Source organism: Lentzea sp. NPDC004789, from assembly GCF_053601075.1.
The window spans coordinates 26,270-40,575 of the sequence record NZ_JBSGBE010000025.1 but is presented as its reverse complement, the minus strand read 5'-3'; the positions used below and the strand labels follow the sequence as shown (position 1 = coordinate 40,575).

General features: G+C 69.2%; 13 protein-coding genes. 8 read left to right on the top strand and 5 right to left on the bottom strand.

What is annotated here, in order from left to right; translation table 11 throughout:
• Positions 1-62 precede the first annotated feature (62 nt).
• Complete coding sequence (locus ACWEIJ_RS39250) at positions 63-962, bottom strand: LysR family transcriptional regulator (protein ID WP_449842353.1); 900 nt, start codon at positions 960-962, stop codon at positions 63-65.
• 292 nt (positions 963-1,254) lie between these two features.
• A complete protein-coding gene (locus ACWEIJ_RS39245) occupies positions 1,255-1,995 on the bottom strand; it encodes a hypothetical protein (protein WP_449842352.1) in 741 nt (246 codons plus the stop codon).
• A 195-nt stretch (positions 1,996-2,190) separates the two neighbouring features.
• On the opposite strand from ACWEIJ_RS39245, the gene tig reads away from it, so the two are divergent.
• The 7 genes from tig to ACWEIJ_RS39210 all read left to right on the top strand — a co-directional run bounded on the left by tig (position 2,191) and on the right by ACWEIJ_RS39210 (position 9,810).
• Positions 2,191-3,540 (top strand): trigger factor, encoded by a 1,350-nt coding sequence (tig, locus tag ACWEIJ_RS39240; protein ID WP_449842351.1) that lies wholly within the window; start codon positions 2,191-2,193, stop codon positions 3,538-3,540.
• Positions 3,541-3,726: 186 nt separating this feature from the next.
• Positions 3,727-4,311 carry an ATP-dependent Clp protease proteolytic subunit gene (locus ACWEIJ_RS39235; RefSeq protein ID WP_030468158.1) on the top strand — a complete coding sequence of 195 codons (585 nt, stop codon included), beginning with the start codon at positions 3,727-3,729 and terminating at the stop codon, positions 4,309-4,311.
• 35 nt (positions 4,312-4,346) lie between these two features.
• Positions 4,347-4,961 (top strand): ATP-dependent Clp protease proteolytic subunit, encoded by a 615-nt coding sequence (locus ACWEIJ_RS39230; RefSeq protein WP_154697940.1) that lies wholly within the window; start codon positions 4,347-4,349, stop codon positions 4,959-4,961.
• A gap of 241 nt (positions 4,962-5,202) precedes the next feature.
• Positions 5,203-6,483: an ATP-dependent Clp protease ATP-binding subunit ClpX gene (gene clpX / locus ACWEIJ_RS39225; protein WP_355442022.1), complete on the top strand. Its 1,281-nt coding sequence runs from the start codon at positions 5,203-5,205 to the stop codon at positions 6,481-6,483.
• A gap of 86 nt (positions 6,484-6,569) precedes the next feature.
• Positions 6,570-7,148 carry an RBBP9/YdeN family alpha/beta hydrolase gene (locus ACWEIJ_RS39220; RefSeq protein ID WP_449842350.1) on the top strand — a complete coding sequence of 193 codons (579 nt, stop codon included), beginning with the start codon at positions 6,570-6,572 and terminating at the stop codon, positions 7,146-7,148.
• Positions 7,149-7,170: 22 nt separating this feature from the next.
• Complete coding sequence (locus tag ACWEIJ_RS39215; protein ID WP_449842349.1) at positions 7,171-8,490, top strand: serine hydrolase domain-containing protein; 1,320 nt, start codon at positions 7,171-7,173, stop codon at positions 8,488-8,490.
• Between the two features lie 18 nt (positions 8,491-8,508).
• Complete coding sequence (locus ACWEIJ_RS39210) at positions 8,509-9,810, top strand: serine hydrolase domain-containing protein (RefSeq protein ID WP_449842348.1); 1,302 nt, start codon at positions 8,509-8,511, stop codon at positions 9,808-9,810.
• Here the strand turns inward: ACWEIJ_RS39210 and ACWEIJ_RS39205 are convergent.
• From ACWEIJ_RS39205 to fdhD, 3 genes are read right to left on the bottom strand one after another with little or no spacing between them, the layout of a single operon-like run.
• Positions 9,807-10,688, bottom strand: coding sequence for an alpha/beta hydrolase (locus tag ACWEIJ_RS39205; RefSeq protein WP_449842347.1), 882 nt, complete (start codon positions 10,686-10,688; stop codon positions 9,807-9,809). The genes ACWEIJ_RS39210 and ACWEIJ_RS39205 overlap by 4 nt on opposite strands.
• Positions 10,689-10,727: 39 nt before the next feature.
• Positions 10,728-11,858 carry a CaiB/BaiF CoA transferase family protein gene (locus ACWEIJ_RS39200; RefSeq protein ID WP_449842346.1) on the bottom strand — a complete coding sequence of 377 codons (1,131 nt, stop codon included), beginning with the start codon at positions 11,856-11,858 and terminating at the stop codon, positions 10,728-10,730.
• A complete protein-coding gene (fdhD, locus tag ACWEIJ_RS39195; protein ID WP_449842345.1) occupies positions 11,845-12,672 on the bottom strand; it encodes a formate dehydrogenase accessory sulfurtransferase FdhD in 828 nt (275 codons plus the stop codon). The genes ACWEIJ_RS39200 and fdhD overlap by 14 nt, the downstream gene beginning before the upstream one ends.
• Positions 12,673-12,737: 65 nt before the next feature.
• Here fdhD and ACWEIJ_RS39190 point away from each other — a divergent pair, with 65 nt between their 5' ends.
• Positions 12,738-14,252, top strand: a complete 1,515-nt coding sequence (locus ACWEIJ_RS39190) for a phytoene desaturase family protein (RefSeq protein WP_449842344.1) — start codon at positions 12,738-12,740, stop codon at positions 14,250-14,252.
• Positions 14,253-14,306: the final 54 nt, after the last annotated feature.

Genomic DNA, 14,306 nt, shown 5'->3' with positions numbered 1-14,306 from the left:
CGGCTGCGCCATCGCCGCTCGCCTTCGGCTTCGCGGATCAGGCGCCGTCGCGAGGACCCCGGTCAGGTCAGGGAGGCGACCTGGTCGCTCACCACCTGGGCCGCGGCGGACACGAGGGCCGTTACCGCCGGGTTCGTCGAGTTGTCCTGGCGCCAGCCGAACTGCGTGTAGACGCGGAAAGCCGGGGACCAGGGCAAGCGGACCAACCTGCCGTCGGAGAGTTCGTTGGCGACGGTGACCTCCGGCATGAGGGCGATGCCGAGGCCTGCGGCGACTGCGCGTTTGGCGGCGTCCACGGAGTCGAGTTCCAGGACGGGGGCGCGAGTGTCGTCGTAGCCGAGGGAGTTCTCGAAGAGTTCGTGGTAGGAGGCGCCGTTCTCGGCTCGGATCAGGGTGCTGCTCGTCAGGTCGTCCTCGGTGAGGGACTGGCGTTGGGTGAGCACGTGGTTCGGGCCCGCGACCATGACCAGGGGCTCGGGGCAGAGGACGGTTGTCTCCAGGCCTTCGCGGGGTTCGATGGCGCCGATGAAGAACGCGCAGTCGAGGGCGCCGTCGCGGACCGAGTTCAGGTTGTTCAGGGTGTTGCGCGAGTGCAGCGACAGTTGGACGGACGGGTAGCGCCAGCACATGTATTCGATGAGTGGTAGCAGACGGTAGTCGGTCAAACTCTGTGCGGAGCCGATGACGAGTTTGCCGTGCGGCTCACCGTTCATCGTTATGGCTTTTCGGGCCTTTTCGGTGAGGTTGATGATGTTTCGCGCGAACGGGAGCAGTTCTACGCCCGCGGACGTCATCTGGATACCGCGCGGGAGGCGGCGGAAAAGGACGACCCCGAGACCCTCCTCCAGGGCCTTGATGCGGGTGGTGATGGTCGGCTGCGAGCAATTGAGCGTGGCTGCGGCCTTGGTGAAGCTGCCGGTCTGTACCACGGTTGTGAACGCGAGAAGCTGGCGTGTCTCCATCAGGCGGATCCTCGGAGTAAATCGGTGCGACGACTTTTTCTCGTTCGTTCCCGTGGTCCTGTTACGCATGGTGCGGGCGTAGCAACGCTACCTGTCGGTCGCGCGCGGGAGATTAGTGCTAACGGAGTCATCTTGATCGGTCGGGAATCGTGGTTGCGGCCGAAAGAGTGACATTGTGAAGGCCGGTTTTACGGGCCGTAGCTGGGTGACTCTTTTCCGTGAAGCCTTTCGCCACGCGAACAAAAACGCCGCCGCCCCTGGGGAGGTCGACGGCGCTGAGCGGTGGAGACGGCTAGCAGGAGACGGCGCCCGCGGCGGCGAGCAGGCGGTAGGTCTGCGTGGCGCCGGAGTCGACGTGGCGCTGGGTCAGGACGATCTCGTAGCCGCTCGCGCGGAACCGCTGGCGGCCCGCGTACTTCGCGAAGGGGGCGTACTGGGTGACCGGGGTGGTGGCCGTCACCGGCTTGACCTCCACCGACGTGCGGTACCTCGTGGCGTCGGTCGCGCTGTCGGCCGAGGTGACGCCCTCGGCGTCCGCGGCGACCCACGGGTCGGCGGCCTCGTGCAGTTCGCCGTCGAGCTTGCGGACGAACAGCCTGGGGCTGATGAGGGGCACCTCCTCGAAGCCCTCGCAGACGACGTTTCGGCTCGGCAGCTTGACGACCACGAACGGCACGTCGGTGGTGTTCTGGTCGATGATCGAGAGGAAGCCCTCCGCGCCGGCGTGGATGCTCGGTTCGGTCTGGCCCGCGCGGGCCCGGAAGTCCTGCCTCGGCAGGCCCGCGCCCAGCCTCTCGTCGGAGAGGTGGATCGACCAGCCCTGGTGGGCGGGCGTGCGGCCGGAGACGTGCTCGGGGACGTTCCAGCGCTGGTTCTCGATGGTGATGGCTTCCTGGCCGTTGGTGCCGATGAACGCGTACGGCGCGGCGGTCGCCTCACGCGGGTCGGCCGCCTGGGCCGGTGCGGTGGTGATGCAGAGCAGGGTCGCGGCGGTGATCGTCGCGGCGAGAAGTCTTGTGCCCGTGAGCTTCATGGTGTTCCCCCTGTGAACCGGTCCTGGTCGTCGTCCCGCAGCCAAGTGGGGGCGGCTCACAGTCCGGTCACGGCGTCCGAAAGCGGGGTGGCGGCGGTCACAGCGCGGCTCTCGCCTAGACTCGCTGGGAATCCGGGCGCCTGCTGAGGCGGTACCGGCTGTCTGCACGTTCTTGTTCGTTACGAGGAGTCCACGTTGAAGAGCACCGTCGAGCACCTGAGCCCGACGAGGGTCCGGATCAACGTCGAGGTGCCGTTCGACGAGCTCAAGTCGAACTTCGACCAGGCGTACCGGAAGCTCGCGAAGCAGGTTCGCATTCCCGGTTTCCGTCCGGGCAAGGCCCCGGCCAAGGTGCTGGAGAGCCGCATCGGCCGCGCACCGGTCCTGGACGAGGTCATCCAGGAGGCCATCCCGGCGAAGTACCTGGAGGCGGTCTCCGCCGGTGAGGTGCGCACGCTCGGCCGCCCCGACTTCGAGGTGACCAAGATCGAGGACGGCGAGACGCTCGAGTTCACCGCCGAGGTCGACGTTCGTCCCGAGATCACCGTGCCCGCGTTCGGCGAGCTGGAGGTCACGGTCGACGAGCAGGAGGTCACCGACGAGGACGTGACCACGCAGCTCGACGAGCTCCGCGCCCGCTTCGGCACCCTGACCGGCGTGACGCGTCCCGCCGAGACCGGTGACTTCGTCATCGTCGACCTGTCCGCCACGGTCGACGGCGAGGAGGTCGAGGAGGCGCGCACCAGCGGCCTGTCCTACGAGATCGGCTCCGGCCAGCTCGTCGAGGGCATCGACGAGGCTCTCGTCGGCGCGTCCGAGGGCGAGACCAAGACGTTCAACACCACGCTGGTCGCCGGCGAGCACCAGGGCCGCGAGGCCGAGGTCACCGTCGTGCTGAACACCGTCAAGGAGCGTCAGCTCCCCGAGCTCGACGACGAGTTCGCGCAGCTCGCGAGCGAGTTCGACACGCTCGACGAGCTCAAGGACGACCTGCGCACCCGCCTGGGCCGCGTCAAGAAGATGCAGCAGGGCGTCCAGGCCCGCGACAAGGTCCTCGAGGCGCTGCTGGAGACCACCGAGGTCCCGCTGCCCGAGGGCATCGTCCAGGGCGAGATCGACGCCCGCAAGCACGACGCCGTGCACGCGTTCGACCACGACGAGGCCAAGTTCGCCGAGTGGCTGACCGAGCAGGGCCAGTCGGAGGAGGAGTTCGACGCCGAGCTGCGCAAGGCCGCCGAGCAGGCCGTCAAGACGCAGCTGGTGCTCGACTCGATCGCCGACGCCGAGCAGGTCACGGTGTCCGACGGCGAGCTGACCGAGCGGATCATCTACCAGGCCCAGCGCTTCGGCATCAGCCCCGACGAGTACGTCAAGCGCGCCCAGCAGTCGGGCCAGCTCGGCGCGATCTTCGCCGACGTCCGCCGGGGCAAGGCGCTCGCGAGCGTCGTGCGCCAGGCCTCGGTGAGCGACACCGCCGGTCAGAAGCTGGATCTCGACGAGCTCTTCGGCGAGACCAAGTCCGATGAGGACAACGCGGGCGAGTGATCCAGGCTGCTCTCCCGCCAGCGGGTGAGCGCCGAAAATACTGCCTAGAGCGAACGCGGGCGGTGTCGGGCATCTGACGCCGCCCGCCTTCGTTAAGGTCGGTCGCAGAGAGTTTTCGCATCCAGATTCGTTCCACCTGGAGTTAGGCAGGCAGACGTGACGCAGCACTCCTTCCCGACCCCCGAGATGCGGTCGGCCACCGCCGGGATGAACCTCAACGACTCGGTGTACGAGCGGCTGCTCCGCGAGCGGATCATCGTCCTGGGATCGCAGGTCGAAGAGGGCATCGCCAACCAGATCACCGCTCAGCTGCTGCTGCTGGCCGCTGAGGACCCCGAGAAGGACATCACCCTCTACATCAACTCGCCGGGTGGCTCCGTCACGGCGGGTATGGCCATCTACGACACGATGCAGCTCATCGAGCCGGACGTGGCGACGGTGGCCATGGGTCTCGCGGCCTCGATGGGGCAGTTCCTGCTCTCCGCGGGTGCCCCCGGCAAGCGCCAGGCCCTCCCGCACGCGCGCATCCTCATGCACCAGCCGTCCGCCGGTGTCGGTGGTACCGCCGCGGACATCGCGATCCAGGCGGACATGCTGACGCGCACCAAGCGCGAGATGGCCGAGCTGATCGCCGAGCACACCGGCCAGCCGGTCGAGCGCATCATCCAGGACTCCGACCGCGACCGCTGGTTCACGGCGCAGGAAGCGCTGGAGTACGGCTTCGTCGACAAGGTCGTTACCCGCGCGCAGCCGGTCGGCTCGAGCAACTGACGTCAGCTAGGAGACCTCAAGTGAGCCAGTTCCACATGCCTCAGTCGCGGTACGTGCTGCCGTCCTTCGTCGAGCGCACCAGCTACGGCATGAAGGAGTCGAACCCGTACAACAAGCTGTTCGAGGAGCGCATCATCTTCCTCGGCGTGCAGGTTGACGACGCCTCGGCCAACGACGTCATGGCGCAGCTGCTGGTGCTCGAGTCCGAGGACCCGGACCGCGACATCCTGATGTACATCAACTCGCCGGGTGGCTCGTTCACCTCGCTGATGGCCATCTACGACACCATGCAGTTCGTGCGCCCGGACATCCAGACGTACTGCCTCGGCCAGGCCGCCTCGGCCGCCGCGGTGCTGCTGGCCGCCGGCACGCCCGGCAAGCGCCACGCGCTGCCGAACGCGCGAATCCTGATCCACCAGCCTTCGATGGAGGGCGCGTACGGTCAGGTGTCCGACCTGGAGATCCAGTCGAACGAGATCCAGCGCGTGCGCCGCCTGATGGAGTCCACCCTCGCGCGGCACACGAACCGGACGGCAGAGGAGGTCCGCGAGAGCATCGAGCGCGACCGGATCCTCACGGCCGACGAGGCCAAGGAGTACGGCATCGTCGACTCGGTGCTGCCCTACCGCAAGCTTTCCGCCAAGTCCTGAGGGCCCGTCCCGAAGGCTGGGAACCCAGCCTTCGGGCATTCCGTGCCCACCCGACACGCCGATGTGACCGGTTAACTGGCCTGATCGGCGCGTCGGGGGGACGCTGGTCCTCCCCTGAAACGGGGTAGGCCAGGTACCGTCAGGAGAACGGGCTCAGCACCCACAGCCAGTGGGACTGCCACAGCAAGTCAGCAGGCGCACTACAGCAGGTGTGCGCCGGAGGGGACATAGGTCAGCGGTCATGGCGCGTATCGGTGACGGCGGCGACTTGCTGAAGTGCTCTTTCTGCGGAAAGAGCCAGAAGCAGGTGAAGAAACTCATCGCCGGCCCCGGCGTCTACATCTGCGATGAGTGCATCGATCTCTGCAACGAGATCATCGAGGAGGAGCTGGCCGAAGCCGGCGACGTGAAGCTCGACGAGCTGCCGAAGCCCGCCGAGATCCACGAGTTCCTCGACCAGTACGTCATCGGCCAGTCCGAGGCGAAGCGGACCCTCTCGGTCGCCGTCTACAACCACTACAAGCGCATCCAGGCGGGCGACCGCGGGCGTGAGGGTCGGGACGACGGCGTCGAGCTCGCGAAGTCGAACATCCTGATGCTGGGCCCCACGGGCTGCGGCAAGACCTACCTCGCGCAGACGCTCGCGAAGATGCTGAACGTGCCGTTCGCCATCGCCGACGCGACCGCGCTGACGGAGGCCGGGTACGTCGGCGAGGACGTCGAGAACATCCTCCTGAAGCTCATCCAGGCCGCCGACTACGACGTGAAGCGCGCCGAGACGGGCATCATCTACATCGACGAGGTCGACAAGATCGCTCGAAAGAGTGAAAATCCGTCGATCACGCGCGACGTGTCCGGTGAGGGCGTCCAGCAGGCGCTGCTCAAGATCCTGGAGGGCACGACGGCGTCGGTGCCTCCGCAGGGCGGCCGCAAGCACCCGCACCAGGAGTTCATCCAGATCGACACGACGAACGTGCTGTTCATCGTGGCCGGTGCCTTCGCGGGCCTGGAGAAGATCATTCAGGACCGCGTGGGCAAGCGCGGCCTGGGCTTCGGTGCCGAGGTGCGCAGCAAGGCCGAGGTGGACGCGGCGGACTACTTCGCCGACTCCATGCCGGAGGACCTGATCAAGTTCGGCCTGATCCCCGAGTTCATCGGGCGTCTGCCGATGGTCGCCTCCGTCACGAACCTCGACAAGCCGTCCCTGGTGCAGATCCTCACCGAGCCGAAGAACGCGCTGGTCAAGCAGTACCAGAAGCTCTTCGAGATGGACGGCGTGGAGCTGGAGTTCACCAAGACCGCGCTCGAAGCGGTCGCCGACCAGGCGATCCTGCGCGGAACCGGTGCCCGGGGCTTGCGCGCGATCATGGAAGAGGTCCTGCTCCCGGTGATGTACGACATCCCGAGCCGCACGGACGTCGCCAAGGTCGTGATCACCGAGCAGACGGTGAAGGAGAACGTGAACCCGACGATCGTGGCCCGGCAGCCCTCGCGCCGGGAGCGGCGGGAGAAGTCGGCCTAGCGCGCTCGCCGAGTCGGCGTAGTTGATCGTTCCGAAAGGGCGTCCGGTTCCGGCCGGGCGCCCTTCCGGCGTTCTAAGGTGGGGGCATGTCGCTGCCTCACGTGCTCATCCTCCACGGCTGGACCGGCTCCGGCCCCGACCACTGGCAGAGCTGGCTCGCCCGCACGGTCTCCGAGCACGGCGGCCTCGCGGACATGCCGCACTTCAGCGATCCGGACCAGCCCGACCTGACCACGTGGCTGCGTGAGCTCGACACCCACCTCGAAGCCGCGCCGACCGACCGCGAACGGGTCGTCGTCGCCCACTCGCTCGGTTGCTACCTGTGGCTGCACCACGCCGCCCGCGAGAACATCGGGCACGTGGACCGCGTGCTGCTCGTGGCCCCGCCCGCCCCGAACTACCCCGAGCCGGCCATCAAGTCGTTCTTCCCGGCCCCGCTCGACCCCGCCGGCCTGCGCCGCGCCGCCACCGACACCCGCCTCGTCGTAGGCGACACCGACCCGTACTGCTCGATGCAGGAGTCCAAGCAGCTGGCCGAGGCGTTGCGGATCGAGGTCGACGTGCTGCCGGGCGCGGCGCACATCAACACCGACGCGGGCTACGGGGAGTGGCCCGCGGTGCTGAAGTGGGTGCGGTCGAAGACGGTGCCGCTCTCGCCGCGCTAGGAACGTCATTTCTGGGGGGAACGTGCACACCACAGCCGAGTGGCTGCGCCGCAGGCTGCCTGAGCTCGTGGCGGAACACGGCGTCGTGGGCGCCCAGGTCGCCGTGCTGGCCGATGGCGAGGTCTGGGACGCGTCCGCGGGCGTGCTGAACGTCGAGACCGGCGTGGCGGTGAGCTCGGACTCGCTGTTCCAGATCGGCTCGGTCACGAAGATCTGGACCGCCACGCTGATCATGCAGCTGGTCCACGAGGGCCTGCTCGACCTCGACCGGCCGGTGCGGGACGTGCTGCCGGAGTTCCGCCTGGCCGACGAGCAGGCGGCGAAGGTCGTCACGCCACGTCAGCTGCTGACCCACACCGCGGGCTTCGAGGGCGACAGGTTCGTCGAGGCGGACGCCGACGGTCCCGACACGATCGCCGCCTACGTCGCCCAACTGGCGCAGGCCGCGCAGGTCAGCCCGCCGGGCGAGCTGCACTCGTACTGCAACGCCGGCTACGTCGTGCTGGGCCGGCTCGTGGAGGTGGTGCGCGGCAAGCCGTTCCACACCGCGCTGCGCGAGCACCTGGTCGAGCCGCTGGGCCTCACGCACGTCGCGACGCATTACGCCGAGTACGCCGGACACGAGGTCGCCTCCGGCCACCTCCGCGGGCAGCCCGTGGGTGAACGGTTCCGCGAGTGGGACGCCCCAGCGGGCCGCGTCCTGGCGATGAACGCCCGCGACCTGCTCGCGTTCGTGCGCATGCACCTGGAGACGACGACCTTCGCCGCCATGCGCGAGGCCCAGGCCACGCCGTCGGACTTCGGTTTCGGCGGCCACCAGGGTCTCGGCTGGATGCTGCTCGACTACGCGGGTGGGGTGCGGGGCATCGGCCACACGGGCCTCGTCATGGGCTATCAGTCGGTCCTGCGCGCCATCCCCGCGGCGGGCGTGGCGGTGGCCGTCCTGACCAACGGCGGCCGTGCGGTCCCGCTCGTGCAGGCGATCTACGACCACCTGCTGGCAGAGCTGGTCGGCGTCACCCTGCCGCCGTTCCCCACGCCGCCGGCCACACCTCTGCCCGTGGACGTCGACAAGGTCGTCGGCACGTACCGCTCGGGCCACCTCGACGTGCACGTGACACCGGGCGCGCCCGGTCGCGTCCGCGTGCGCCACGAGCCGCGCAACCGCGTGGCGGAAGCCTTGACGGCACAAGAAGAACGCGAGTACACGGGCCTCCGCGCGGATGCCCTGATCTCGGTGGAACCGGTGGGCGGGCGGCATGCGGTGCTCGTCCTCTGTGGACAGGACGAGCACGGGCGGGTCCGCTGGCTGCACCACGGCCAGGCCGCGGTCCGGGTCTGAGAACCTCTGGGGGGGAACATGATCAGTGAGTGGATCGAACGCAGGCTGCCGGAGCTGCTCGACGAGCACGGCGGCGTTGGTGCACAGGTGGCCGTGCTGCACAACGGCGAGATCGTCGACGTGGCAGCGGGTGTGCGCAACAAGCTCACGAACGAACCGGTGACGAGCGACTCGCTGTTCCAGATCGGGTCGATCACCAAGGTGTGGACCGCCACGCTGGTCATGCAGCTGGTGAACGAGGGACTGCTGGACCTCGACCGGCCGGTGCGCGACGTGCTGCCCGAGTTCCGGCTCGCGGACGAGCAGGCGGCGAAGGTCGTCACGCCACGCCAGTTGCTCTGCCACACCGCCGGTTTCGAGGGCGACTTCAGGTTCGACACGGGTTCCGGTGACGACATGCTGGCGCGCTTCGTCGACGGGCTCGCGGACGCCGGCCAGGTGACCCCGCCCGGCGAGCTCTACTCGTACTGCAACAGCGGGTACGGGGTGCTCGGACGGATCGTCGAAGTGCTGCGCGGCAAGCCTTTCCGGACCGTCCTGCGCGAGCGGCTGGTCGAGCCGCTCGGGCTGCGCGACGTCGCGGTGTCACGTGCCGAGTACGACCGGTACGAGATGGCGGACGGGCACCTGAAAGGTGAGCCGGTGGCCGAGCACCTGTTCGAGTCGGAGGTGGCGGCCGGGTCGGTGCTCGCGATGCCCGCCCGTGAACTGCTGGAGTTCGTGCGGATGCACCTGGAGACCACCGAGTTCGACGCCATGCGGGAGAAGCAGGTCACTCATCCCGACTTCGGCACCGGCGAGTGGTGGTGGGGTCTGGGCTGGGAGCTGTCCAACTTCGAGGGCGGCGAGGTGATCGGCCACACCGGCATGACCATCGGGTACGTGTCGGTGCTGCGCGTTGTTCCGGCGGCAGGGGTCGCGGTGGCGGTGCTGACGAACGGCGACACCGAGGCGGCGCCGTTGTTCGGGGCGGTCTTCGACCACCTGCTCGGGGAGCTGGCGGGTGTGCGCAGGCGGAAGCTGCCCGAGACACCGGCGCAGCCGAAGCCGGTCGATCACGCGAAGGTCGTCGGGGTCTACCGCAGCACCGCTGTCGACGTGCACATCACCCCGGCGGAGCACGGCAGGGTGAAGGTGCGGCGGGAGGGGCGCGACCCGCTCACCGCGCCGCTGGTCCCGACGGAGGAACGGGAGTTCGAGCACCTCACCGACGACCTGCTGATCGCCGTCGACCGCAGCGGCGTGCTCCCGCTGGGCGGCCGCGACGAGCACGGCCGCGTCGGCTGGGTGCACTGGAGCCGGGCGGCGCTGCGGGTCTAGACGGCGCGCTTGGCGTACTTGGCGAGGAACTGCACGACGTCGGGCGTCACCTTGCGGTAGAACCCGTCGTCGTGCCCACCGGACTTCACCGTGCCGACCTCGGGCCGCACCTCGCGCATGAACTGCCGGGTGCCGTCGATGAACCGGTCGTGGTCGCCGATCCACACGCCCAGCGCGGTCGGGCCGGTCGCCTGCAGGTGGCGCAACGGATCGAGCGAGGCCCACTCGCCCTCGTTCTTGAACGCCTTGCGCTTGGCCATCTCCGGCCACGTGGTGATCAGGCCGGGGGAGATGGCGGCGGTGGCCGCGATCGGGTCGCCGCGTTCGGCACGGCGGCGCGCGTAGAGCAACGCGCCGAAGCCCCCCATGGACACGCCCGTCACGGCGAAGGGCTCGCCGTAGCCGCGTTCCTTCAGCCAGCCGGGCAGCTCGTCGAGCAGCATCGCCATCGGGTCGTCGCCGGGGACGTTCTCGTGCCAGTAGTTGTCGCCGCCGTCGACCGCGACGAAGCCGAACGCGGGCACGGAGCCCTTCGCGACGGCCGAGGCCAGCACGTCGGCCAGGTCGCCGATGGCGGCGTGCCGGGCGTCGCCGTGCAGGCCGTGCAGCAGGATCGACATCGGCAGGCCGCGGGGGCTGGCGCCGGCCGGGAGGTAGAAGGCGAGGGTGACGTCGCGGTGGCGGGCGGCCGAGTACACGCGCTCGACGCGGATGGTCGGCTTGGCTCCCGGCACGCGGTTGATGCGGTCCGAGGTCGCGATCTGCTGCGGAGTGGCCGCAGGGGACGACGACACGTACGTCGCGGCGCCGGCGGCTGTCGCGATGATCACGCCGATGGCCGCGATGAGGCCGCGGCGGCCGAACTTCTGGTCCCCCATGCTCACCTCATCGCGTGGGCACCGTTCCTCGTTTCCTTCTCAGAGGACGGAACGCACGCGTAAGGCAGACAGTTCCTCACCCGAATAGCCCAGCCAGCTCAACACGTGATCATTGTGCGCGCCGAGGGCCGGCACCGCACCCGGTGACCACTCGAACCCGGTCACGGGCGGCGGCAGCATCCTGGCCGTTCCGCCGGGAACCTGCACGTCAACCCACGTGTCGAGCTGCGGGTGGGTGGGCAGGTCGGTGATCGGCCTGGTCAGCGCGGCAGGCACGTCGGCGGTGTCCAGAGCGGTCAGCAACTCGGCCGCGGTGAGGTCGCAAAACGCCCGTTCGAGGATCTTTTGCAGCTCCGCGCGATGCTCCACGCGGGACGTCACTGTGGCGAACCTCTCCTCGGGCTCCAGCCCGATCAGCGCGCACAGCCGCTGCCACTGGCCGTCGTTCTGCACGGCCAGGTGCACCGCGCCGTCCGCGCACGCCACCGGCCCGTACGGCGCGATGCTCGGGTGGTGCGCGCCCGAACGCGGGGCGGAGACACCCGTCCCGGCGGCGTAGAGCATCGGCTGGTGCATCCACTCGGCCATCGCCTCGAACAGCGACAGCCGCAACCGTGCTCCCTCGCCCGTGCGCGACCGCCGCAGCAATGCCGCCAGCACCGCCGCGTGCAGCTGCACTCCCGCCGCGATGTCCGCGACCGAGATGCCGGCGCGGGCCATCACGTCGCCCTCGCCGGTCAGCGACACCAGCCCGGCCTCGGACTGCACCAGCGCGTCGAACGCCTTGCGGTCCGCGTACGGGCCGTCCCAGCCGTAACCGGACAGCTCGCCCACGATCAGCGTCGGGGGCGGCTCCAGCGCCAGGCGCGCCCAGACCCGCGGCGACAGGTTGCACAACAACACGTCGGCACGCGCGACCAGCCGTTCGAGCACCTCACGGCCGTCCGGGTGGAAGAGGTCGAGCGTCACCGACTCCTTGCCGACGTTCGTCCACGCGAAGTACGACGACACCTCTCCGCACGCCGAGTCGTAGTGCCGGGCGAAGTCACCGACGCCGGGTCGTTCGACCTTGATCACGCGTGCCCCGAGATCGGCCAGCAGCCGCGTCGCGTACGGCACGGCGACGGCCTGCTCCAGGCTCACCACCACGACGCCGTCAAGCGGTCTCAAGCACGCGCTCCCCTCCGGTGTAGACGTTCATCGAGTCGCCGCGCAGGAAGCCGACGAGCGTCATGCCCTGCTCCTCGGCCAGCTCCACGGCGAGCGACGACGGCGCCGACACTGCGGCGAGCACCGGAACCCCGGCCATCGCGGCCTTCTGCACCAGCTCGAACGACGCCCGTCCGGACACCATCAGCACCGCGCCGGTCAACGGCACCAGGTGCTGCAGCACGGCCCAGCCCAGCACCTTGTCAACGGCGTTGTGCCGGCCGACGTCCTCACGCACGACCAGCAGCTCGCCGTCGCGGAACAGCCCGGCCGCGTGCAGCCCGCCGGTGCTCTCGAACACCTTCTGCCGTTCCCGCAAGGCGTCCGGGAAGCCCGTCAGCGCCTCCGCGGTGACCTGAACCGGGTCGGCGGCGGGGGAGTACCGCGTCTTGAGCTTCACGGCGTCCAGCGCGGCCTTCCCGCACACCCCGCACGACGACGTGGTGTAGAAGTTCCGCTCCACGCCGGTGTCCGGCGGCGGCACCCCGTCGGCCAGCGCGATGTCCAGCACGTTGTAGGTGTTCATCCCGTCCGGCCCGGTGCCCTCGCAGAACCGCGCGACCGAGACGTCCTCCGCCGAGCCGATCACGCCCTCGCTGAGCAGGAAGCCGTGCGCGAGCTCGACGTCCTGGCCCGGTGTGCGCATCGTGACGGCCAACGCCTTCCCGTCGACCCTCAGCTCCAGCGGTTCCTCGGCGGCCAGTGCGTCCACCCGGCGGCGCCGACCGTTCGGCGACAGCCGTTCCACCGCTCGGCGCACCGTCACTCGGCCCATGTGCACATCTCCTTCGGACCGCTATGTTCCCCACCGACCAGGCTACGTGGGAGGGATCTCGGGGCATGGACGACGTCGTGATCGTGGGAGGCGGCCACAACGGGCTGGTGGCGGCCGCGTACCTCGCACGGGCCGGCAGGTCGGTCAAGGTGCTGGAGAAGCTGCCGCACGTCGGCGGCGCGGCCGTGAGCGCGTCACCGTGGGCAGGCGTCGACGCCCGTCTTTCGCGGTTCTCCTACCTGGTGTCGCTGCTGCCCGACCGGATCGTGTCCGACCTCGGGCTGAACCTCGCGTTGCGGTCCCGCGCGGCGTCCTCCTACACGCCGAACGGCAGCTCCGGGCTGCTGGTCGAGCGGTCGCCGGGCGAGGCGACGGTGGCGTCGTTCGAGGCCGTCTGCGGGTCGCTGGACGACTGGGAGCGGTGGCAGCGCTGGTACGCGGACCTGGAGCTGATGGCCAGGGCCCTGGCGCCGACCCTGTTGGAACCGCTGGTGTCGCGGGAACACCTGCGGGTGCACGTCGACGCGGTGGCGCGCGGCCGGTTGTGGGACCAGGTCTTCGAACGGCCGATCGGCGCGACCTTGCAGGAGCTGTTCGACAACGACCTGGTGCGCGGTGTCGTCGCCACCGACGCGTTGATCGGCACGCACACATCGCTGCATTCGTTGCGCGCCAACAAGTGCTTCCTCTACCACGTGATCGGCAACGGCAGCGGTGAGTGGAAGGTCCCGGTCGGCGGCATGGGCGCGGTGACCGCCGAGCTGGAACGGGCCGCTCGCGAGGCCGGGGCCGAGATCGTCACGGGCGCGGAGGTGACGTCGATCGAGTCGGACGGCAAGAGCGCATCGGTGGTCCACGGCGACACCACGGCAGAAGCCCGGTTCGTGCTGTCCACTGTGGCGCCTTCGGTGCTGGGACGGTTGCGGGGCAAGGAAGTCCACGACACACCCGGTTGTCAGCTGAAGATCAACATGCTGCTGCGCCGGCTGCCGGAGCTGAAGTCCGGAGTGGACCCCCGGCTCGCGTTCGCCGGCACGTTCCACCTCGACGAGTCCTACGACCAGCTGGAGACCGCGTACCTGGAGAGCGCCGCCGGTCAGGTGCCGTCGGTGCTGCCGGGTGAGATGTACTGCCACTCGCTGACCGACCCGTCGATCCTCGGGCCGTCGCTCGCGGGGCACGAGACGTTGACGTTGTTCGGGCTGCACCTGCCCGCGTCGTTGTTCGAGGGGCGCAACGACGAGCTGCGCGACGAGCTCGTTCAGCGCTACCTCGACCAGCTCAACGCCCACCTGGCCGAGCCGATCCAGGACTGCCTGGCGCGCGACGCGAACGGTGAGTTGTGCATCGAGGCGCGCACACCACTGGACCTGGAGGAGGAGCTCGGACTGCCGGGTGGCAACATCTTCCACGGAGATCTCGACTGGCCGTTCGCCGAGACCGGCGACGAGGTCGGCAAGTGGGGCGTCGAGACCGACGTGGACAACGTCTTCGTCTGCGGTGCCGGCTCCCGGCGCGGCGGCGGGGTCAGCGGCATCGGCGGCCACAACGCGGCGCGGGCCGTTCTGGAACGCGGCTGACATTTTTGCAATGATATTTTTGATGACAGGCGCCGTAATCTCTGGTTACAGTAG

Bases quoted from the DNA above. Each gene is read 5' to 3' on its own strand.
- ACWEIJ_RS39250 (WP_449842353.1), bottom strand. From the start codon at position 962: ATGGAGACACGCCAGCTTCTCGCGTTCACAACCGTGGTACAGACCGGC.
- ACWEIJ_RS39245 (WP_449842352.1), bottom strand. From the start codon at position 1,995: ATGAAGCTCACGGGCACAAGACTTCTCGCCGCGACGATCACCGCCGCG.
- ACWEIJ_RS39235 (WP_030468158.1), top strand. From the start codon at position 3,727: ATGCGGTCGGCCACCGCCGGGATGAACCTCAACGACTCGGTGTACGAG.
- ACWEIJ_RS39230 (WP_154697940.1), top strand. From the start codon at position 4,347: ATGCCTCAGTCGCGGTACGTGCTGCCGTCCTTCGTCGAGCGCACCAGC.
- clpX (WP_355442022.1), top strand. From the start codon at position 5,203: ATGGCGCGTATCGGTGACGGCGGCGACTTGCTGAAGTGCTCTTTCTGC.
- ACWEIJ_RS39220 (WP_449842350.1), top strand. From the start codon at position 6,570: ATGTCGCTGCCTCACGTGCTCATCCTCCACGGCTGGACCGGCTCCGGC.
- ACWEIJ_RS39210 (WP_449842348.1), top strand. From the start codon at position 8,509: ATGATCAGTGAGTGGATCGAACGCAGGCTGCCGGAGCTGCTCGACGAG.
- ACWEIJ_RS39205 (WP_449842347.1), bottom strand. From the start codon at position 10,688: ATGGGGGACCAGAAGTTCGGCCGCCGCGGCCTCATCGCGGCCATCGGC.
- fdhD (WP_449842345.1), bottom strand. From the start codon at position 12,672: ATGGGCCGAGTGACGGTGCGCCGAGCGGTGGAACGGCTGTCGCCGAAC.
- ACWEIJ_RS39190 (WP_449842344.1), top strand. From the start codon at position 12,738: ATGGACGACGTCGTGATCGTGGGAGGCGGCCACAACGGGCTGGTGGCG.